This is a genomic window from Natrinema salinisoli, from assembly GCF_020405205.1.
GTDB lineage: Archaea > Halobacteriota > Halobacteria > Halobacteriales > Natrialbaceae > Natrinema > Natrinema salinisoli.
In genome coordinates, this window is record NZ_CP084469.1 from 3262954 (window position 1) to 3282185 (window position 19232).

A 19232-nucleotide genomic window follows, 5' to 3' on the forward strand; every position below is an offset into this window, starting at 1 on the left:
ATCGATTTGTAGTTGGCGAACGATTCGTCTTCAGATAGCACAGCCGACGTCGCGGTAGATCCAGTGGGTCATCACGTAAACGCCGGCGACGATGCCGACCGCCGCGATGAACGAGTGGATCGAGAGCTCCGCGATGCCGGAGTAGATGTTGCCGATGTTGCAACCGGGGGCGAGCCGCGAGCCTGCCCCCATCATGAGGCCGCCCACGACGGCGTTCGGGAGGCGTCGACGCTTCGGGACCCGGACCGAAAAGTCCCCGCTCCAGAGGGCGGCGACGAACGCGCCGACGATGACGAACGCAATCATCACCATGTCGACGGTCACGCCGACGCCCTGGCCCTGAAAGAGGACCGAGCCCCAGTAGTCGAACGACGCTGCGTCGACGCCGACCTGCGAGAGGAGATACCCCGTCCAGCGCGCCTCGGGACCGGTGACGCCGACGATGGACACTTGACTGAACCAGAGAACTGCGGCGGCGGTGATCCCGAGCGCGGCCGTCCGCGGATCCCACGGCTGCTTGCTCGAGGCGATGGGAGTGCGCCACGCGCGGACGAGGCCCCGGACGTACGCCGCCGTTCCGCGACCGAACTGCCGGAGTCCCACGACGGGCGCGAGGAGGGCGGTCGGATTGAGCTGAGCCACGTCGGCGCGCTCGCCGAACGCAGCGGCGGTCGACGACCGCCCGGTCAGCGTGGCGTAGACGAGCAGGCCGACGATCGCGACCGCGAGGGCCACGAGCCCGCCCGGAACGGACGTGAGTTCGAACAGGGTCGCCCCCGTTCCGAACGTGAGCGCCTCGAAGTACGTGCTCTCGAGCGTCGGGAACGCGACGGTGAACCCGGCGTAGCCGACGCCCATGAATAGGAGGGTGAGCCAGAACTGGAGATACCCTTCACCGGCGCGGTAGAGCGTGCCGCTGGCACAGCCGCCGGCGTAGGTCATGCCCACGCCGAAGACGAACCCACCGAGGAGGCCGGTCAGCCCCCAATCTGGCGTCCAGAACCCCTGATAGTAGCCGAATTGATAGGCGATACCCCAGAAGACCATCGTCAGAAGCGTCGCAGCGAGCACGCCCTTCGTGACCCGGGAGTCCTTGTACGCGAAGAAGTCCCGGAAGGCGTTCACGAAACAGAATCGCCCCTTCTGGAGGAAGGCCCCGATGGCGATTCCGACGACCGCTGCGACGAGTAGCGTTGCGACCACACCGGAGCAAGCCGCTCGGACGACTTAACGCACGGCCAGTCGGACAGGTCTACCCTGACTATTGACGGGGATTAGATCCGAATACGGGCGATACGGGGGCCGAACGCGGCCAGTATTCGAAAAACCTCGCTGACTCTCCGCCGCAGGTAGCTGCGGTATTTGTGAGTACCGACAGAAGCGACCTTCGGTGGAGTCGGCGTCTTCGAACCCCGGGCCGATCGTCCGTGTGCTTCGTCCGTTTCTCGAGACCGGGCAGCGAGCTATGACGACAACGAAACCCGGCTCACCGGCAGTTCGTCCGTTCCGTCCCGAAACTCGAGTTCGCCGACCGTCCACCGGATCGGGTCGATCTCGCGGTCGGCCAGCCGCGTTGCAGTCTCGAGGTCGCCCCCGCGAGCGAGCGTCACGTGCGGGACGTAATCGTTCCCCTCGAGCCCTTCGACAGGTTCGAACGCCTCGGTGAGGTCGGCGTGAATCCGCTCGAGGCCGGGGCTTTCGACGACTAGATAGACGACCGGTGCGGAGCCCAGCGGCGGGTCCTCGAAGTAGTCGATCCCCGTGATTTCGGCCTCGACGGCTGGGGTTCCCTCGAGGGCGCGGTGGGCGCGGTGCTGGAGCTGTGCGACGTGGTCGCCCTCGCCGAGTCGCTTGAGCAGACACGAGTGGTCCTCGCGGACGGTCTCGAACCCGATCAGATCGGGGTGGAGCCGGTTCGCGAGCTGACGGACGCGGCCGGGGACCGGGACGGTGACGCTGTACACTTCGGCCGATATTGGATCGATGTAGCTATCAGTCTGGTGGTCTCTCACGGCGGAGACGGGCCGCCAGCGGATCGTCTCAGAGCCGGTCGAGCAGCCAGAGGACGATCAGGACCGCGATCGCGAGCTGGACGAGTATGAAGAACGGGCCGAGCAATCCCGCGATACTGCCGAGTACCGCTTGCACGATCTCGAGGACGAGTAAAACGGCGACCAGTCCGAGGACGATCTTCAACAGCGTTTCGACCTCGAGTTCACCGCGTGTATCGGCCATACGGTCACACACGAGTGACAGTCTGAAAAACACACCGCTCCGCGGTCGGAAAGACCTATCTGAACGGCTCTGGCATATCATAGTAATGGACGTGAGGGGGCTGCGGGCCCTGATCTGTGTGCTCGTGGTGGTCGCAACTTCGATCGCGTTCGCTCCGGCCTCGATCGCCATTGCGGATGCCGGAGCGCAGCGAGCGACGCTACAGGACGAGCCGACCAGCGACGGCGAGGACACGAATGCGACGCCGGAACTCGGCGAGGCGGATCAGATCCACACGGACGTGTTCATCGCCGAGAACGGGTCGGCAGTGGTGACCGTCGACTATCAGTTCCAGCTCACCGACGAGAACCGTTCCGCCGAGGAGTGGGAGGAATTGCAAGCGAACGTCTCCAACAATACGGACTGGTACGTCGAGGAGGAGCGACGAGGGTGGAACGAAACCCTCTCGAAAGGGGAGAACGAAACCGGACGGGATATGGCGATCTCGAACGTCTCCATCTCCACTGAGACGGATTCCGCACCGGAGGAGATCGGCCACGTGATCGTCACCTTCGAGTGGTCCGAATTCGCGCTCGTCGAACTCAACCGGATCGAGGCCGGTGCCGCGCTCTCCGGGTTTACCCTCTCCGACGGCACGACGTTGCAACTCCGATGGCCGGAAGCGTACGCCGTCTACGAAAACGAGGGCGAGCCACAGGTCGATCCGTCGCCGGCCGACTCGTCCGAGCTCGATGGGGCCGTCACCTGGAACGGCGAGGAGACCGAATTCACGGACGACCAGCCGCGGATCGTCCTGATCGAGAACGGTGACGCGGCCACTGAACCGTCGCCGTCCGAGGACGGACCGTCGATGCCGTGGGCCATCGTCGCTCTCGCCCTCGCTCTGCTGGCCGTCGTCGGCGCAGCCGGCTGGTTGATCGGGCGGAACCGATCCGGCGACGTCGGGATCGAGGCCGAGTCCGGTACCATCCAACGGACCGACGGGTCCGTCGAAGCCGAGTCGAACGCAGCCAGCGGCCCGCCGCCCGAACTGCTGAGCAACGAGGAACGGGTTCTGCGGCTGCTCGAGAAACGCGGCGGTCGGGTCAAACAACAGGAGGTCGTGTCGGAACTCGAGTGGACCGAGGCCAAGACGAGCCAGGTCGTCGGCGAGCTGCGCGAGAACGACGAGATCGACGTGTTCCGAATCGGGCGGGAGAACGTGCTGGCGTTGCCCGACGAGGAGTAGCGTCCGCGTTCGGTTCTCCGTTCCCGCCGCGTTCTCCGCTCCGTTGCCGAATCCCCGGCTGCGGACCGCAGGGAGTGCGATGTAGCAGGATTTAATACTCTGGGACAGATGTGTCCTACCAATGAGCCACCCCGTCGGTACCGCGATTGCCGTTCCCGGCACCGACGGGACCGTCGCTCGGCGGCGACCGCGGCGACTCCGGCCGGGCCTCTGAGCCCGTACTATACTACTCCCCCTGTTCCGGTTTGTTTCACCTTTCCCGAAAACCCATTATTTTCGGTTAGCAGCGCCTCTATTGCCATTTTACGGAATCTAAACCAACGTCCTTAAGTCTCTCCTGGGGTTTCACTCGAGTACGATATGACCCGCGTGGCACTTGCGTTCTCGGGCGGCTTGGACACGACCGTCTGTGTCCCGCTGCTCGAGGAGGAATACGGATACGACGACGTGATCGGCGTTACCGTCGACGTCGGCCAGCCGGCCGAGGAGTTCGACGAAGCCGAAGAAACCGCCGAGGCGCTCGGCCTGGAACACTACGTCGTCGACGCGCGAGAGGAATTCGCTCAACTCTGTCTCGAGAGCGTTCGCGCGAACGCGACCTATCAGGGCTACCCGCTGGGAACGGCGCTCGCCCGTCCGGTGATCGCGAAGGCGATCCTGGAGGTCGCGGAGGAACAGGACTGTACGGGTATCGCCCACGGCTGTACGGGCAAGGGCAACGACCAACTGCGCTTCGAGGCCGTCTGGCGCGACTCGGATCTCGAGGTCATCGCTCCCGTGCGCGAACTCGGGCTCACCCGCGAGTGGGAGAAGGAGTACGCCGCAGAGAAGAACCTCCCCGTCGAGGGTGGCAGCGGCGGCGACTGGTCGATCGACACCAACATCTGGAGCCGCTCGGTCGAGGGCGACGACCTCGAGGATCCCAACTATGTCCCGCCGACGGACATCTACGCGTGGACCGAGGATCCCTCGGACGAGACCGAGGAGATCGAGATCTCCTTCGAGAACGGTTACCCCGTGGCCGTCGACGGGCAGGAGTACGAGCCGGTCGAACTCATCGAGTACCTCAACGAGCTCGCCGGCAGTTACGGCGTCGGTCGCACCGACATGATGGAAGACCGCATGCTCGGGCTGAAGGTGCGCGAGAACTACGAGCACCCCGGCGCGACGACGCTGCTCAACGCTCACGAGGCCCTCGAGGGTCTCGTCCTCACGCAGGAGGAGCGTCAGTTCAAGCAACAGATCGACCAGCAGTGGTCCCAGAAGGCCTACGAGGGCCTGATCGACGCGCCGCTCGTGAGCGCGCTCGAGGCCTTCATCGACGAGACCCAGAAGCGCGTGACGGGCACCGTCACGATCCGCTTCGAGGGCGGCCAGGCACGTCCGGTCGCTCGCGACAGCAAGTTCGCGGCCTACTCCGCTGAACACGCTTCGTTCGACACCGAGACGGTCGGGAAGATCAAACAGGAAGACGCCACCGGCGTCGCGAAGTACCACGGCTTCCAGCGCCGCCTCGCGAACGAGGCGATCGCCGCGAACGCGGACGATGAAGTCGAACTCGCGACCGACGGCAGCGGGAACGACGACGAGTAACGATGACCGAGGAGAGCGCTCACGACGATTCGCCCCGATCCGAAGCACCCCTCACCGACGGGGGAACTGACGACGAAGGGGTCGTCCGCCGGGACCGCTTCAGCGGCGGCCCCGCCCGGAGCTTCCTCTCCTCGCTCGACGCGGACGAACGCATTTTCGAGGCCGACCTCGAGGTCGACCGCGCACACACGGTCATGCTCGCCGAGCAGGATATCATCGACGACGACGTCGCCGGCCAGATCCTGACCGCGCTCGACGCGATCGAGGTCGACGGCCACGGCTCCCTGCCCGACGGCGAGGACGTCCACGAGGCCATCGAGACGGCCGTTATCGAGGGCATCGGCCCTGACGGCGGGAAAATGCACACCGCGCGCTCGCGCAACGACGAGGTCGCGGCCTGTATCCGCTATCGCCTGCGCGAGGACGTCCTCGAGGCAATTGAGACGACGCTCGCGCTGCGCGAATCGATGGTGGACGTGGCCGAGGCGCACGCCGAGACGATCATGCCCGGCTACACCCACCTCCAGCCCGCCCAGCCGACCACCGTGGCACACTGGGCGCTGGCCTACGAGGGCGCGGTTCGTCGCGACACCGAACGACTGCTCGAGGCCTACGAGCGGATCAACGAGTCGCCGCTGGGCGGGGCCGCCTTCGCGGGGACGACGTTCGACATCGACCGCGAGCGCACCGCGGAATTGCTCGGCTTCGATGGAATCGTCGAGAACTCGATGGACGCCTCCTCGAGCCGGGACTTCCTGCTCGAGACGGTGCAGGCGCTGTCGACCCACGCGACGACGCTGTCGGGGCTGGCCGAGGACGTGATCATCTTCGCGAACCGTGGCTTCGTCACCCTGGCGGACGACTACTCCTCGACGTCGTCGATCATGCCCCAGAAGAAGAACCCGGACACGCTGGAACTCGTCCGCGCGGTCGCGGGCGACGCGGCCGGCGGCGTCCAGGGGCTGACGACGACGCTGAAGGGACTGCCGCGCGCGTACAACCGCGATCTCCAGCGGGCGACGACCCACGCCTGGGAGACCGTCGACGCGGTCACCGAGGCCAGCGAGGTCGCGGCGGGGGCGGTCGCCACCGCCGACTGGAACGAAGAGACGCTGGCCGCAGAAGCCGGCGAGGGGTTCTCGACGGCGACCGGCGTCGCGGATCTGCTCGCGGCGAACGGCCTGCCGTTCCGGACGGCACACGAGTTGGTGGCGATCGCAGCCGACAACGGGGCGGACTACGACGCGCTCGAGGCCGCCGCAGGAGAGGTGCTCGGCGAGTCGCTCGAGGCGTACGTCGACCCCGAAGCCGTCGAAGACGCGCTCGATCCCGCGAACAGCGTCGCGAGCCGCGACTCGCAGGGCGGTCCCGCCCCGGAAGCGGTCGAGGCGCAGGTCGAGTCGGCCGTCGAGGCGCTCGGGGCTGATAGGAACGCACTCGCGGACGCGACCGACGCGCTCGAGACGGCACGCGAGACGCTCCGTTCGGAGGTGAACGGCTATGTCTGAGCCGCTCGCTCGAGCGCGACGGACCGTCCACCTCGCGAGTTCCCGGGCCGTCGCTCGACCGACTCGACGACGGTCCCCGCGAGGGGACTACCTACCTACTTCATGATATGTCAAAATAAATGCGCGGTATTATAGCGTCTACGGGCCGTTAGTGGGTAGTGCAGTTAGTGTAATTTTGCTGTTAAGTTCGAAGGGTTTAAGGGATCCCGGCACCCACGTGCGAGTACAATGACCGAATGCGTCGAGTGTGGGGCTGAAGTGTCCCTGCGCGACGATCTGGAAGTGGGAGAGATCGTTGACTGTACGACCTGTGGAGCCGAGCTGGAAGTCGTCGACACGGAGCCGCCAGTCCTCGAGCGGGCCCCCGAGCTCGAAGAGGACTGGGGTGAGTGACCTTGCAGACGGGCGCGATACCGACCCGCGCTGCACACACGGCTCGCGGAGCGCGTAGCTCCGTCATCCCCAATCAGAGGTGGCTCGCGTGAACGTAGGCATACTCTATTCACGGATTCGCAAGGACGAGAAGCTCCTCCTCAACGAGCTTCGCGAACGCGATCACGAGATCACGAAGATCGACGTTCGGAAACAGACCTTCGACATCTCGGAAGCGCCCGCGGCGTTCGACGGCCTCGATATCGTCGTCGACCGCTGTCTCGCCACGAGCCGGAGCCTGTACGCCACGCAGTTCTTCGAGGCCTACGGCATCCCGGTCGTCAACAGCCACGAGACTGCGGACATCTGCGCCGACAAGGTGAAAAACAGCCTCGCGCTCGAGAGCGCGGGCGTCCCGACGCCGGCGACGAAAGTCGCCTTCACGAAGGAGACGGCCATGGAAGCCATTGAGGACTTCGGCTACCCGTGTGTCCTCAAACCAGTCGTCGGCTCGTGGGGCCGCCTGATGGCCAAGATCGACTCCGAGTCGGCCGCCGAGGCGATTTTAGAGCACAAGGCGACCCTCGGCCACTACGAGCACAAGGTGTTCTACATCCAGGAGTTCGTCGAGAAGCCCGGCCGCGACATTCGCGTGCTCGCGGTCGACGGCGAGCCCATCGCCGCGATGGTCCGCTCGTCCGATCACTGGATCACCAACGCCGCCAAAGGGGCGGAGACGGACGTCTTCGACCTCGACGACGAGGCGCTCGACCTCGTCCAGAAAGCCAGCGACGCCGTCGGCGGCGGGCTGCTCGGCGTCGACCTCATGGAAACCGGTGACTCGTATACGGTTCACGAAGTGAACCACACCGTCGAATTCAAGGCCCTCGACGAGGCCGTCGAAACCGACGTGGCCGGCACCGTCGTCGACTGGCTCGAGCAGACGGCCGAGGCGGCGGATCCGGAACTCGAGGTGACCGCCTGATGGCGGTCGGCACCGAGACCGGTGCGGACGAAAACGCCGAGACGATCACCGCGAGCGTCATCGGTGGCAGCGGCTTTACCGGCGGCGAACTCCTGCGCCTGCTCGCCGGCCATCCGAACTTCGCGATCACCGAGGTCACGAGCCGTTCGAAGGCCGGCAAGAGCGTGGGCTCCGTCCACCCGCCGCTTCGCGGATCGGACCTGCGCTTTACCGAACCCGAGGACCTCGAGTCCGTCGACGTCCTCTTCGCGGCGACGCCACACGGCGTTAGCATGGGGCAGATCGACGACTTTTTCGAAATTGCGGACACCGTCGTCGACCTCTCGGCGGACTTCCGCCTCGAGAGCGAGGCCCAGTACGACGAGTGGTACGACGGCCACGAGGCCCCCGAGTACCTCGAGAAGGCCGAGTACGCGCTCCCCGAAATCAACCGCGACAATCTCGAGGGCGCGGAACTGATCGCCGGCGGCGGCTGTAACGCCACCGCGACGATCCTCGGGCTCTATCCGCTCTTCGAGCACGATATTCTCGAGGGCGGCGAGCAGATCGTCGTCGACGTGAAAGTCGGCTCCTCGGAAGGGGGAGCCGGCGGCGGCGAGGCCTCGAGCCATCCCGAGCGCTCGGGTGTCGTGCGCCCGTACGCGCCGACCGGCCACCGTCACGAGGCCGAGATCGAGCAGTTCCTCGACACCTCGGTCGCCTTCACCTGCCACGCCGTGGATATGATCCGCGGCGCCAGCGCGACGAACCACGTCTTCCCCTCGGGGCCCGTCTCGAAGGGCGACCTCTGGCAGGCCTATCGGGACTGCTACGAGGACGAACCGTTCGTCCGCATGGCCGCCGGCGGCTCCGGCGTGTATCGGTATCCGGAACCCAAGGCGGTCGCCGGGACCAACCTCGCCGAGGTCGGCTTCGAACTCGACCCGTCGAACAAGCGCATCGTCGTCTTCTCGGCGATCGACAACATGATGAAAGGCTCCGCGGGACAGGCGGTCCACGCCGCCAACGTCGCGCTGGGGTTAGAGGAGACGGCCGGACTCGAGTTTACGGGACTCCACCCCGTGGGGGCACCGTAAATGACGACCGTCGTCAAGATCGGCGGCGCACGCGCCGTCGATCCCGAAGGCGCGCTCGCCGACGTGGCCTCGCTCGTCGACGACGGCGAGGACGTCGTCGTCGTTCACGGCGGGTCGACCGCCGTCGACGAGACCTTGGAGGAACTCGGCGAGGAACCCACGTACGTCGAGACCCCCGGCGGCGTCGTCGGCCGATTTACCGACGAACGCACCATGGACGTGTTCAAGATGGTGATGCCGGGCAAGCTCAACACCGATCTGGTCGAGAGCCTGCACAACGAGGGCGTGAACGCGATCGGCCTCTCCGGAACCGACGGCAAACTGCTCGAGGGCAAGCGCAAATCGGCCGTCCGCGTGAAAGAGGACGGCAAGAAGAAGATCAAGCGCGGCGACCACTCGGGGACGATCGAGTCGGTCAACGCCGACTTGCTCGAGACGGTCATCGCGGGCGGCTACACGCCCGTCGTCTCCGTCCCGGTGCTCGGGCGGGAGAAGGAAGGCGGGTACACCGCGGTCAACGCCGACGCCGACCGCGCCGCCGCAGCGGTCGCCGGTGCGCTCGGTGCCGACTTGGTCGTCCTCACGGACGTCTCGGGGATCTACGAGGACCCCGACGACGAGTCGACGAAGATCGAGTCGGCCGCGACACCCGACGAATTCGAGGGCGTCAAAGACGCTGCGGAAGGGTTCATGACGAAGAAGGTCATGGCCGCCGAGGAGGCCCTCGAGGGCGGCGCGGCGTCGGTGATCGTCGCGACGGCCAACGCCGACGAGCCGATCACGAGCGCGCTCGCGGGCGAGGGAACGACGCTCGAGCCCGGCGTGCTCGCGGACGACGAACCCGAACCGGAGGCCACAGAATGAGCGATCACGACTTCGTTTCCGGCGGCAAGCCGATCGGTATCGAACGTGGCGAGGGACCGTCCCTCTACGGGACGGACGGCACGGAGTATCTCGACGTCGGCGCGAGCTACGCCTGTACGCCGTTGGGCCACTCCCATCCCGCGGTCGTCGACGCGGTACAGGAACAGGTCGGCGACCTGACGTTCGTCGACTCTTCCTACCCCGTCCAGTCGCGCGAGGACGCCTACGCGGCGCTCGTGGCCTCGACACCGGCGGGTCTGGAACAGGCCTGGTTCTGTAACTCCGGGACCGAGGCCAACGAGGCCGCGCTGAAGTTCGCCCGGTCCGCAACGGGAGCGTCGACGATCGTCGCCGCGACCCGGTCGTTCCACGGCCGGACCATGGGCTCGCTCGCAGCGACCTGGAAGGACAAGTACAAGAAGCCGTTCGAGCCGCTGGCCGGCGACGTCGAGTTCGTCCCCTACGGCGACGACGAAGAACTCGCGGCCGCCGTGGACGACGAGACCGCGGCCGTCATCCTCGAGCCGATCCAGGGCGAGGGCGGGATCAACGTCCCGCCCGCGGGCTACCTCGAGACCGCCCGCGAGGTCACTGACGAGGCCGGCGCTGCGCTGATCTTCGACGAGGTCCAGACCGGCATGGGCCGGACGGGCTCGATGTGGGCCTGCCAGAACGCGGGCGTCACGCCCGACATCCTCACGACGGCGAAGGGGCTGGGCAACGGTCTGCCCGTCGGCGCGGTCGCGGTGCGGGACTGGATCGCCGACGGTGCGGCCTCCCACAACGCCACGTTCAGCGGCGGCCCGGTCGTCACCGCGGCCGTCCACGCGACGATCTCGACGCTGGTCGAGGAGGAGTACCCCGCCCACGCCGCCGAGATGGGCGACTATCTCACGTCCGAACTCGAGGCCGCAGTGGGCGACGACGTGCGCGAGGTCCGCGGCGAGGGCCTGCTCGTCGGGGTCGAGTTGAAACGCGGCGCGAACCGCGTCGCCCGCGATCTGGCGATCGAGCAGCAGGTGCTGGCGCTGCCGGCCGGACGAACCGTCCTGCGACTGCTCCCGCCGCTCGTCCTCGAGCGATCGGACGCCGATCGAGTAGTCGACGCGATCGCCGACGTCCTCGGATCGAACGACGACCCATGAGCACGAACGCCGACTCCTCGAGCGACGTGTCGGCCGCGGAGGCCCGCGAGTTACTCGTCGATCTCGTCTCGATCCCATCGCCGACCGGCGAGGAACGCGAGGCGGCCAAACGCCTCGTGGACTTCTTCGAGGCCCACGACCGGGAGGTCTGGATCGACGCGGTCGGGAACGTCCGCGCGCCGGCGGACGACGCCGTGTTGTTGACCTCACACATCGATACCGTCCCGGGGGACATCCCCGTCGAAGTCGAAGAAACCGGCGACGACGAGATCCTCTGGGGCCGCGGCAGCGTCGACGCGACGGGGCCGCTCGCAGCGATGGCGGCCGCCGCCGTCCGCACCGGCGTTTCCTTCGTCGGCGTCGTCGGCGAGGAGGTCGATTCGAAAGGGTCGCGCTACCTGGTCGATGACCGAGCCGAGGCACCGGCGGCCGTCGTCAACGGCGAACCCTCCGGAGCCGACGGGATCACGCTGGGGTATCGCGGCCTGATCGCCGGTACGTACGTCGCGACCAGCGAGTCTGGGCACACCTCTCGGCCGGACCCGAACGCGATCCAACACGCCGTCCGCTGGTGGTCGGCCGTCGAGGACCGCTTCGAAGGCGACGAGTACGAACCGGTCTTCGAACAGGTGACGACCAAGCCGGTCGATATCGAAGGCGGCGTCAGCGACGACGGCCTCTCCGTCGAGGCGACGATGGACGTCCAGTTGCGCGTCCCGCCGGCGCTCACCGTCGGCGCCGTCCGCGAAGCCGCGGAGGCCGAACTCGAGGTCGGGACCGTGACCTGGAAGGACAGGGTCCCGCCGGTGATGATGAGCTCGCGAACGGAGGTCGCACGGGCGTTTCGCGTCGCCATCCGCAAAGAAGGCGCGGACCCCCGCCTGGTGCGAAAGACCGGAACGAGCGACATGAACATCTACGCCGGGGCCTGGGACTGTCCGATGGTCACCTACGGGCCGGGCAACTCGGACCTCGATCACGCACCGGACGAACGACTGCCGTTGTCGGAGTTCGACCAGTCAGTGTCGATCCTCGAGCGCGTCGCGCGGACGCTCAGTGAGGACTGAACACCGCGTATTTCCAGACGAATATCATACTATGACACCAGAGACGACCGATACACAGCCGAGACATTTCCTCGACGTCGACGACCTCTCCGAGGCGGAACTGTTCGCAGTTCTCGACAGGGCCGACGAGTACAAACGCGCCGTCGAAGCCGGCGAGGACCATGCCGATCTGTCCGGTCAGACCCTGGGGATGCTCTTCCAGAAGGCGAGTACCCGTACCCGCGTCTCCTTCGAGACGGGGATGACGCAGCTCGGCGGGCACGCGATCTTCCTCGGGGAAGACGACATCCAGCTCGGGCGGGGCGAACCACTGAAAGACACCTCGCGGGCGCTGTCGCGGTACGTCGACGCGGTAATGGCTCGCGTCTTCAAACACGAGAACGTCGAAGTACTCGCGGAGTACTCCTCGGTGCCGATCGTCAACGGCCTCACCGACGATGCCCACCCCTGCCAGACGCTCGCGGATCTGCTGACGATCCGCGAGCACGAGGGCGGTTTCGACGACGTCTCCGGGAGCGAAGCGACCGGAGGCTCGTCGAACGACGCGTTCGACGGTGTGTCGGCAGTCTGGATCGGCGACGGCAACAACGTTGCCCAGTCGTTCGCGCTCGGCTGTGCCCTGACCGACATCGACCTGACGGTCGCAACACCCGAGGGGTACGGGATCGACGACGAGGTCGTCGAACGCGCTCGTGACCTCGGCGGCGATCCGACGATCACGACCGATCCGGTCGAAGCGGTCACGGACGCCGATATCATCTACACCGACGTCTGGATCTCGATGGGCCAGGAGGACGAACGCGACGTCCGAATGAACGACTTCGACGGGTTCCAGGTCGGGTCGGACCTGCTCGAGCACGCCCCCGACGCGTCGGTCATGCACTGTCTGCCGGCTCATCGCGGCGAGGAGATCACCGACGAGGTCATCGAGAGCGACCGATCGATCGTCTTCGATCAAGCGGAAAATCGGCTGCACGCCCAGAAGGCGCTGTTGAGTTGGTTGCTGGAGTAAGTGTTCGATCGCGAGCGAAGCGAGCGATCGGTTTTTTGGTCCAGATTTTAGAAATGCGCTATTTCTTCAGTAAATTCGATGTTGATAGTTTCCTGTCTCGAAATCGGATAGATGAACGGTCTACTGTTGTTATACCTTCGACAACGAATGCGAAGACGACGATGTCGTTCAGACTGATACTCGCCACCATCCTCATGTTGCTGGGGCCGGCGGCGCTGATCGTGCTCTACGTCCTGTAAAGCAGGGGTAGGGGGTATCGACTACCGACTACGGGGCGTGTCGCCCTCCGTTTTTGTGGTCCGGACGGTGGATCAGTCGAGCACTGCGTAGACCTCACCGAGAACGAGCCCGTACGCGGCGTGACCGACGAGGCTTTCGACGGCGACGTTCGGAACGTCGGGTGCCATTCCGAACCCGACCGCGGAGAGCCAGATCGGCATGACGACGACGGCGAGGGCGAGCCAGACACCGAGCCCGTACACGAGTCCGACAGCGGCGCTCGACCCGAGACCGAGTTCGGTTCGTCCCGTCGCGACCAACAGCGCTGCGAAGACGACGCCGAGAACGGCTCCGTGCGAGACGTGAATAACCATTCCCGCGAGGCCACCTTCGAGGCCGTACTTCGCCGGGATCACCATCTCGAGCACTTCAGGCGTCTGCATCGCCATCATCGCGCCGAACACGATCGCGCCGACGATACCGCCGACGGCTCCCGCTTGCCAGTGTTCGAGTGCCGTTTCGGTTCGTTCGGGTCGCTGGGTCATCGTTTCTGATGCCATATGGTACCATATCTCTCGCACTCGTGTAGCACTATCCCGGTCTGACGGCGGCCGTACACAGCCGTTTCCCGGCACTCGATTCGGTTCAGTCGGGCAGTTTTCCGATCGTTCGACGAGAGCGGTCCCGGCAGCGGCGGGTAACGACGGGAAGATTCTTTGGTCCAGCGCGTCCAGTTTCACTCGATGTCGAACCCGCTCCGTGTCTCGGCCGGTGAACTCGAAATCGATGCGATCATGGCCGCGATTCAGGAGGGCCGACGTGTCGTGATTACGACGACGGCGGCGCAGACGGAGTACGAAGTGACGCTGCGATACGACGGGTCGGTGTACTACTGCGATACGCCGACGCGACTCCACCGTCACGAGAGCGAGGGCGAAATGCGGAGCTGTATCCGGAAGATGGGGTACGGAGCGGTAGTCGAGGACACGTGACAGCGGTGTGACTGTGGAGGTCGACTGCGGCGGGTATTTTTACGCTCTCGTCCGTACGGACTGGTATGGCCGACGCCCCCCAGCACCGACTCGGGGAACTGATGGAAGAATCGAACCCGGCGTTCGAGGAGGTGATGAGTTGCGTCTTCGGTATCGAGGATCACGAGACTCGTACCTATCTCACCCTGTGTGACCAGCCCGGCAGTACGATCGAAGAGCTGGCTACCACGCTCGAGCGCGACCGGAGTACGGTCAACCGGTCGCTGTCGACGCTGCAGGAACGGGGACTCGTTCGCCGGAACCGCCGCCTGCTCGACGGCGGCGGCTACGTCTACCAGTACACCGCCATCGCCCTACCGAACGCCAAGGAGATGCTCCACGAGGCGCTCGACGCCTGGACCGCGACCGTCCACGACGTGATCGACGACTTCGACGACGGGGCACAGTAAGCGAGCCCACCGCCGAATCCACGTGCTTTTTGCCTCTCGCCTCCCTCTCGACTGACAATGAGTCTCAGTCTCTCGGCCGACCAGCCGGAACGACCCGCCGACGCCGACGACGGCGTCTGGCTCGAGTGCATCGAGTGCGGGGAGACGTTCGCACCCTTCGACGACGTCCGGTACACCTGCGACGAGTGTGACGGCCTGCTCGAGGTTCGCTACGCCGAGCTGCCGACGTTCGACGACTTCGAGGGACACGGCGTCTGGCGCTACGCCGACGCCTTGCCGTTCGAATCGGGCGTCTCGATACAGGAAGGCGCGACGCCGCTGTACGAGGTGCCCCGCCTCGAGGACGAGGTCGGTGTCGAGGCCCTGCGAATCAAACACGAGGGAATGAATCCGACGGGCTCGTTCAAGGACCGCGGGATGACCGTCGGCGTGCGGGTCGCGAAGGAACTCGGCGTCGGCCGACTGGCCTGTGCCTCGACGGGCAACACCAGCGCCGCACTCGCGGCCTACGGCTCTCGCGGCGGAATGCAGACGCTCGTGCTCCTCCCCGCGGGGAAAGTCGCCGCCGGCAAGATCGCGCAGGCGAGCCTCCACGGCGCACGCATTCTCGAGGTCGACGGCAACTTCGACGCCTGCCTCGACATCGTCCAGGACCTCGCGGGACAGGGCGAGGCCTACCTGTTGAACTCGCTGAACCCCTTCCGGCTCGAGGGCCAGAAGACGATCGGCCTCGAGATCCTCGAGGGCTTCCTCGCGGATTACGACACCACTCCTGACCGGATCGTGCTCCCGGTCGGCAACGCGGGCAACACGTCGGCGCTGTACAAGGCGTTCCGCGAACTCGTCCAGGCGGGGGAGCTCGCGGAAGCGGACGTGCCGAAACTGACCGGCGTCCAGGCCGAGGGCGCTGCACCGATGGTCGAGGCGATCGAGAACGGTGCCGACGAGACCCGCCGCTGGGAGGACGTCGAGACGCGCGCGACCGCGATTCGGATCGGGAATCCGGTCAACGCACCGAAGGCGCTCCCCGGTATCCGAGAGACCGGCGGGACCGCCGTCGCGGTCTCCGACGAGGAAATCACCGAGGCCCAGCGCGACATCGCCGGCGAGGGGATCGGTGTCGAACCCGCCTCCGCCGCGTCCGTCGCCGGCCTGCGAAAACTCCGCGCCGAAGGCATCGTCGAGGACGACGAACGCGTCGCCTGCCTCACCACCGGCCATCTGCTCAAAGACCCCGACGCGGCAGCCGCCGCGGGCAGCGACCCCGAACCCGTTCCGGGCGATACGCAGGGCGTGCTCGAGCACCTCCAGGAGTAACGTCGGCCGGACGCACGACCCCCGTCAGACGCGTCTGACACCCGACTGACTGAGCTTTTTCCGTACCAGTGTGCTAACTCATACCGAACCATGTCCGCCGAGCAACGAGGACCCACTCCGACCCGTTCCGCCGACGGACGGACGCGACTTCCCCACTCGCACGTGATTCCCGCATCGAACGACTCGACCACCGATCCGCTGGGGCGGCTCGATATCGAGCCGAAACGCCGAGCGCTGCCACTCTCATACCGGATCGAACGGCTGCAGCTCCTCGCTCGGATCGCTGCCCTCGAGCGCGCAGTAGAAACGAGCGAGAATCGCCGGCAGGCCGTTATCGATCGGTACGAACGACTCCTGGCCGACCGCGACGAGACGACCGAGTCAGCAGCAGCTACCGAGACCGCGTCACGAACGTTGTTGGCACGTCTAATCGACTGATACCCACCACGGTATCGCATACGACCACATTCTCCTTTCGCAACCGCTCCCTATAATTTAAATGTCAAAGGGAAGCATCCTGCTATAGGGAGTTCTAATAACCAATGGCAGATACTGATTCGTCTGCGATCTGCCCCGAATGCGACGGCAGATTACGAAAGAACGGCACCGAAATCGTCTGTGAGGACTGCGGACTCGTCTCGGCCGAAGACGCGATCGATCGCGGCCCCGAATGGCGGTCGTTCGAGGACGACGATACCGATCCGCGACGGACCGGCGCACCCCTGACCCGCTCGAGACACTCCCTTAATCGGAATCATCGGCCTCAAATGACCGCCACTCGGTCCGCAATCGATCTGCCAGCATGGGGTTGTGAATTGAAGGACTACAACCCATGTCACACGACGAACTGGAAGAACTTGAACCTGAACAGGCACTCGAGATGTATATTGAGTCTCAGCGCCACGAACTGCGAGAATCTACCATCAAAAGTAAGCGATCCCGCTTAGGGATGTTCGTCGACCATTGTAGAGAGAACGACATAGCGTCTCTGACGGATCTTGACGGCATTGATCTGCACGAGTATCGAATTGAACAGGCAGAGGGAATAGCTCGCCGTACGCTCGTCTCTCGGCTTTCTTCACTCCGTGTTTTCCTCAGATGGGCCGAATCAATTGGAGCTGTTGAGCAAGGATTCCACGAGAAGGTAATCGTTCCCGATGTGGACAGCAGACGTTCCAGTATGATCAACTCAGACCGCGCTCAGACGATTTTAGAATACCTGAGACGGTACGAGTATGCCAGTCGGGATCATCTCGTCATACGCTTATTCTGGCGTACTGGGATGCGTCTCGGAGCGTTACGCGGCCTCGATCTTGATGACTACTTTCCCAGTGGAAACGACGAAACGGATGAGCCATTTCTCCAGCTGCATCACCGCCCCGACACAGGCACTCCGTTGAAGAACGGCAAAGCAGGGGAACGGCCAGTTGGGATATCAGATGAAACACGGCTATTGATCGACGACTACCTCGAGAATAACCGAGTTGATATCACAGACAACAACGGACGGGCATCTTTACTAACGACCAAGCGAGGGAGACCAGGAATAGCAACATTCAGACGCACCGTGTACCGATACACGCGGCCCTGTGCAGTCGGTGAAGACTGTCCGCATGATCGTACGCCATCGGACTGCGAAGCAACTGAGAACACCGACAAAGCGTCTCTGTGTCCGTCAACGGTATCACCGCATGACGTCCGACGTGGTGCGATAACCCACCTTCTCCGAAACGATGTGCCGAAACCGATTGTCTCCGATCGATGCGATGTAAGTCCTGATGTGCTTGACAAACACTATGATCAACGATCGGACCTCGAGAAAATGGAACAGCGACGGAACTATCTGGATAACCTCTAACGGAATATCTGAGTGATCTGGATGCTCTCTCCCTCACATGCGGCAAGTGCGGGTATTCCTGGGACTATAGCGGGAGTCTTTATAGAGCCAGCTGTCTGATCCAGAGAGTATAGAGGACCGCTATTGTTGACCTTCGTTTGGTATTGTTTCCTGAAATTCTAGCACTTCATCCTCTGTTTGATTCAAGCTCAAACTCTCACCTTCGATTTCCGCCTTCGAGAATACCTCCTGCAGAGTTATTCGTTCTTCCATACATCGGTTTGCAGACTCTGCCTTGGCTGTGAAAGAACATTCAACGTTCTTATCGTCAACAATTTCTAACTTCAGCTCGTGACATGGATAGTTGGTGCTTTCTAAGAATGCAGCAAATCCATTGATGCACGCTTTGAGTTCTGCTTTGTAGTCTTCAGGGTTCTTTTCTAATGATTTGTCTGTCTGGTATTTCGCTTGAAGGGCGCCAGCCACAGGGTTATATCTGCACCGTTTCAACGAAATGTCAGACGAAGTTTTAATAAACGATCTAAAATTATTTACGCTCTCTGAGAGTTGTGGATCAGTTTCTGGTTTGTCTTCAAACTCTTCTTCAAATTGGTGTATTGTTGGCCAAAACCTCCAAAACACCATCCTAAGTATTCCTGCGATTAACCCAAACAGAAGCAGAACACCAATAAAATCGATCTCTCCTCTATTCTTCAAAATCACATATATGCCGAATACCACGCTAGGAAGGTACAACAATAATAATACAATTGAAACTATGAGTACGGGCAGACGTGATAAGTTGACTACATCCTCTCTCTTAGCGACCGCTCTGAGATCTTTAGGATATTGGTCTGCTGGCGGTTCTTTCCACACGGCAGCCTGAAGTCTTTGTAGACGAGTTGTCTTATCCAAGGGATTTTCATTAGGTCCCTCCGGGCCGTACACAGATTGGTACATACCATGCATCCAGACAGTTGATACAAGAACTGCAACAGCGATTCCCAAATAGTAGCTCTCATTTGTAATATAATACCCATATCCGATGGCGGTCGGTGGTATATACAAGGGTGTGAATTTGGAAGCTGCTATTAGGTCCGGTCCTGTGCTTGCCATCGTAATTACATATCTTAGAAGAAGCTCTAAATAACCTGCTTATCTCTATTACGGTAAGAGATGTAAACACGTAATGGGGAAGGTCAAACTGAGTCAACTACCCCTGGAGAGGGAGCAAGCAAGCAACCTATAGCAAGTATATATCTAGTAGACAAGAAGGAGCGGCGAGAGTCCGACCTTCGCCAAAAGACGGCTACGAGACGCGCACAGTGGCCGT

The 19232-nt window shown here is 63.5% G+C and carries 20 protein-coding genes and 1 pseudogene; 16 read left to right on the forward strand and 5 right to left on the reverse strand.

Annotated features, from left to right (window positions below):
• Window positions 1-30 precede the first annotated feature (30 nt).
• The 3 genes from LDB05_RS16095 to LDB05_RS16105 form a co-directional block, all read right to left on the reverse strand.
• Window positions 31-1203: a YeeE/YedE family protein gene (locus LDB05_RS16095; protein WP_226005004.1), complete on the reverse strand. Its 1173-nt coding sequence runs from the start codon at window positions 1201-1203 to the stop codon at window positions 31-33.
• A 260-nt stretch (window positions 1204-1463) separates the two neighbouring features.
• The gene (locus LDB05_RS16100; protein ID WP_226007926.1) at window positions 1464-1964 is read right to left on the reverse strand and encodes a 2'-5' RNA ligase family protein; all 501 of its coding nucleotides are present in this window, start codon (window positions 1962-1964) and stop codon (window positions 1464-1466) included.
• A 76-nt stretch (window positions 1965-2040) separates the two neighbouring features.
• Window positions 2041-2235, reverse strand: a complete 195-nt coding sequence (locus LDB05_RS16105; protein WP_226005005.1) for a DUF7554 family protein — start codon at window positions 2233-2235, stop codon at window positions 2041-2043.
• An 85-nt stretch (window positions 2236-2320) separates the two neighbouring features.
• Between LDB05_RS16105 and LDB05_RS16110 the strand changes: the two genes are divergently transcribed.
• The 10 genes from LDB05_RS16110 (at window position 2321) to argF (ending at window position 13085) form a co-directional block, all read left to right on the forward strand.
• On the forward strand, window positions 2321-3463 hold the full coding sequence (locus LDB05_RS16110) for a helix-turn-helix transcriptional regulator (protein WP_226005006.1): 1143 nt from the start codon (window positions 2321-2323) through the stop codon (window positions 3461-3463).
• A 360-nt stretch (window positions 3464-3823) separates the two neighbouring features.
• Complete coding sequence (locus LDB05_RS16115; protein WP_226005007.1) at window positions 3824-5056, forward strand: argininosuccinate synthase; 1233 nt, start codon at window positions 3824-3826, stop codon at window positions 5054-5056.
• 2 nt (window positions 5057-5058) lie between these two features.
• Window positions 5059-6564, forward strand: coding sequence for an argininosuccinate lyase (gene argH, locus LDB05_RS16120; protein ID WP_226005008.1), 1506 nt, complete (start codon window positions 5059-5061; stop codon window positions 6562-6564).
• 228 nt (window positions 6565-6792) lie between these two features.
• Window positions 6793-6957 carry a lysine biosynthesis protein LysW gene (gene lysW / locus LDB05_RS16125; protein ID WP_226005009.1) on the forward strand — a complete coding sequence of 55 codons (165 nt, stop codon included), beginning with the start codon at window positions 6793-6795 and terminating at the stop codon, window positions 6955-6957.
• An 88-nt stretch (window positions 6958-7045) separates the two neighbouring features.
• Window positions 7046-7921: a lysine biosynthesis protein LysX gene (lysX, locus tag LDB05_RS16130; RefSeq protein WP_226005010.1), complete on the forward strand. Its 876-nt coding sequence runs from the start codon at window positions 7046-7048 to the stop codon at window positions 7919-7921.
• On the forward strand, window positions 7921-8997 hold the full coding sequence (gene argC, locus LDB05_RS16135) for an N-acetyl-gamma-glutamyl-phosphate reductase (RefSeq protein ID WP_226005011.1): 1077 nt from the start codon (window positions 7921-7923) through the stop codon (window positions 8995-8997). The genes lysX and argC overlap by 1 nt, the downstream gene beginning before the upstream one ends.
• Window positions 8998-9861 carry an acetylglutamate/acetylaminoadipate kinase gene (locus LDB05_RS16140; protein ID WP_226005012.1) on the forward strand — a complete coding sequence of 288 codons (864 nt, stop codon included), beginning with the start codon at window positions 8998-9000 and terminating at the stop codon, window positions 9859-9861. It begins immediately after the preceding gene.
• Complete coding sequence (locus LDB05_RS16145; protein WP_226005013.1) at window positions 9858-11006, forward strand: aspartate aminotransferase family protein; 1149 nt, start codon at window positions 9858-9860, stop codon at window positions 11004-11006. Before LDB05_RS16140 ends, LDB05_RS16145 begins: the two co-directional genes overlap by 4 nt.
• Entirely contained in the window at window positions 11003-12073 is a 1071-nt protein-coding gene (locus LDB05_RS16150; RefSeq protein WP_226005014.1) for a [LysW]-lysine hydrolase, read from the forward strand. Before LDB05_RS16145 ends, LDB05_RS16150 begins: the two co-directional genes overlap by 4 nt.
• 31 nt (window positions 12074-12104) lie before the next feature.
• A complete protein-coding gene (argF, locus tag LDB05_RS16155; protein ID WP_226005015.1) occupies window positions 12105-13085 on the forward strand; it encodes an ornithine carbamoyltransferase in 981 nt (326 codons plus the stop codon).
• Between the two features lie 311 nt (window positions 13086-13396).
• On the opposite strand, the gene LDB05_RS16160 is transcribed toward argF, so the two are convergent.
• Window positions 13397-13864 (reverse strand): histidine kinase, encoded by a 468-nt coding sequence (locus tag LDB05_RS16160; RefSeq protein WP_226005016.1) that lies wholly within the window; start codon window positions 13862-13864, stop codon window positions 13397-13399.
• A gap of 183 nt (window positions 13865-14047) precedes the next feature.
• Between LDB05_RS16160 and LDB05_RS16165 the strand changes: the two genes are divergently transcribed.
• The 6 genes and pseudogenes from LDB05_RS16165 (at window position 14048) to LDB05_RS23635 (ending at window position 17920) form a co-directional block, all read left to right on the forward strand.
• Complete coding sequence (locus LDB05_RS16165; protein WP_226005017.1) at window positions 14048-14296, forward strand: DUF8001 family protein; 249 nt, start codon at window positions 14048-14050, stop codon at window positions 14294-14296.
• Between the two features lie 65 nt (window positions 14297-14361).
• Entirely contained in the window at window positions 14362-14745 is a 384-nt protein-coding gene (locus tag LDB05_RS16170; protein WP_226005018.1) for a helix-turn-helix domain-containing protein, read from the forward strand.
• A gap of 57 nt (window positions 14746-14802) precedes the next feature.
• Window positions 14803-16062 (forward strand): threonine synthase, encoded by a 1260-nt coding sequence (gene thrC / locus LDB05_RS16175; RefSeq protein WP_226005019.1) that lies wholly within the window; start codon window positions 14803-14805, stop codon window positions 16060-16062.
• A 90-nt stretch (window positions 16063-16152) separates the two neighbouring features.
• Entirely contained in the window at window positions 16153-16500 is a 348-nt protein-coding gene (locus LDB05_RS16180; protein WP_226005020.1) for a hypothetical protein, read from the forward strand.
• Window positions 16501-16604: 104 nt separating this feature from the next.
• Window positions 16605-16802: pseudogene (locus LDB05_RS16185) on the forward strand (TFIIB-type zinc ribbon-containing protein); the annotation flags it as partial.
• Between the two features lie 140 nt (window positions 16803-16942).
• Window positions 16943-17920, forward strand: a complete 978-nt coding sequence (locus tag LDB05_RS23635) for a tyrosine-type recombinase/integrase (protein WP_226007927.1) — start codon at window positions 16943-16945, stop codon at window positions 17918-17920.
• A 120-nt stretch (window positions 17921-18040) separates the two neighbouring features.
• Here LDB05_RS23635 and LDB05_RS16195 read toward each other — a convergent pair whose 3' ends face one another.
• The gene (locus LDB05_RS16195; protein WP_226005021.1) at window positions 18041-19015 is read right to left on the reverse strand and encodes a hypothetical protein; all 975 of its coding nucleotides are present in this window, start codon (window positions 19013-19015) and stop codon (window positions 18041-18043) included.
• Window positions 19016-19232 lie beyond the last annotated feature (217 nt).

Bases quoted from the DNA above. Each gene is read 5' to 3' on its own strand.
- LDB05_RS16105 (WP_226005005.1), bottom strand. From the start codon at position 2,235: ATGGCCGATACACGCGGTGAACTCGAGGTCGAAACGCTGTTGAAGATC.
- LDB05_RS16110 (WP_226005006.1), top strand. From the start codon at position 2,321: ATGGACGTGAGGGGGCTGCGGGCCCTGATCTGTGTGCTCGTGGTGGTC.
- LDB05_RS16115 (WP_226005007.1), top strand. From the start codon at position 3,824: ATGACCCGCGTGGCACTTGCGTTCTCGGGCGGCTTGGACACGACCGTC.
- argH (WP_226005008.1), top strand. From the start codon at position 5,059: ATGACCGAGGAGAGCGCTCACGACGATTCGCCCCGATCCGAAGCACCC.
- lysW (WP_226005009.1), top strand. From the start codon at position 6,793: ATGACCGAATGCGTCGAGTGTGGGGCTGAAGTGTCCCTGCGCGACGAT.
- argC (WP_226005011.1), top strand. From the start codon at position 7,921: ATGGCGGTCGGCACCGAGACCGGTGCGGACGAAAACGCCGAGACGATC.
- LDB05_RS16140 (WP_226005012.1), top strand. From the start codon at position 8,998: ATGACGACCGTCGTCAAGATCGGCGGCGCACGCGCCGTCGATCCCGAA.
- LDB05_RS16145 (WP_226005013.1), top strand. From the start codon at position 9,858: ATGAGCGATCACGACTTCGTTTCCGGCGGCAAGCCGATCGGTATCGAA.
- LDB05_RS16150 (WP_226005014.1), top strand. From the start codon at position 11,003: ATGAGCACGAACGCCGACTCCTCGAGCGACGTGTCGGCCGCGGAGGCC.
- argF (WP_226005015.1), top strand. From the start codon at position 12,105: ATGACACCAGAGACGACCGATACACAGCCGAGACATTTCCTCGACGTC.
- LDB05_RS16160 (WP_226005016.1), bottom strand. From the start codon at position 13,864: ATGGCATCAGAAACGATGACCCAGCGACCCGAACGAACCGAAACGGCA.
- LDB05_RS16165 (WP_226005017.1), top strand. From the start codon at position 14,048: ATGTCGAACCCGCTCCGTGTCTCGGCCGGTGAACTCGAAATCGATGCG.
- LDB05_RS16170 (WP_226005018.1), top strand. From the start codon at position 14,362: ATGGCCGACGCCCCCCAGCACCGACTCGGGGAACTGATGGAAGAATCG.
- thrC (WP_226005019.1), top strand. From the start codon at position 14,803: ATGAGTCTCAGTCTCTCGGCCGACCAGCCGGAACGACCCGCCGACGCC.
- LDB05_RS16180 (WP_226005020.1), top strand. From the start codon at position 16,153: ATGTCCGCCGAGCAACGAGGACCCACTCCGACCCGTTCCGCCGACGGA.
- LDB05_RS23635 (WP_226007927.1), top strand. From the start codon at position 16,943: ATGTATATTGAGTCTCAGCGCCACGAACTGCGAGAATCTACCATCAAA.
- LDB05_RS16195 (WP_226005021.1), bottom strand. From the start codon at position 19,015: ATGGCAAGCACAGGACCGGACCTAATAGCAGCTTCCAAATTCACACCC.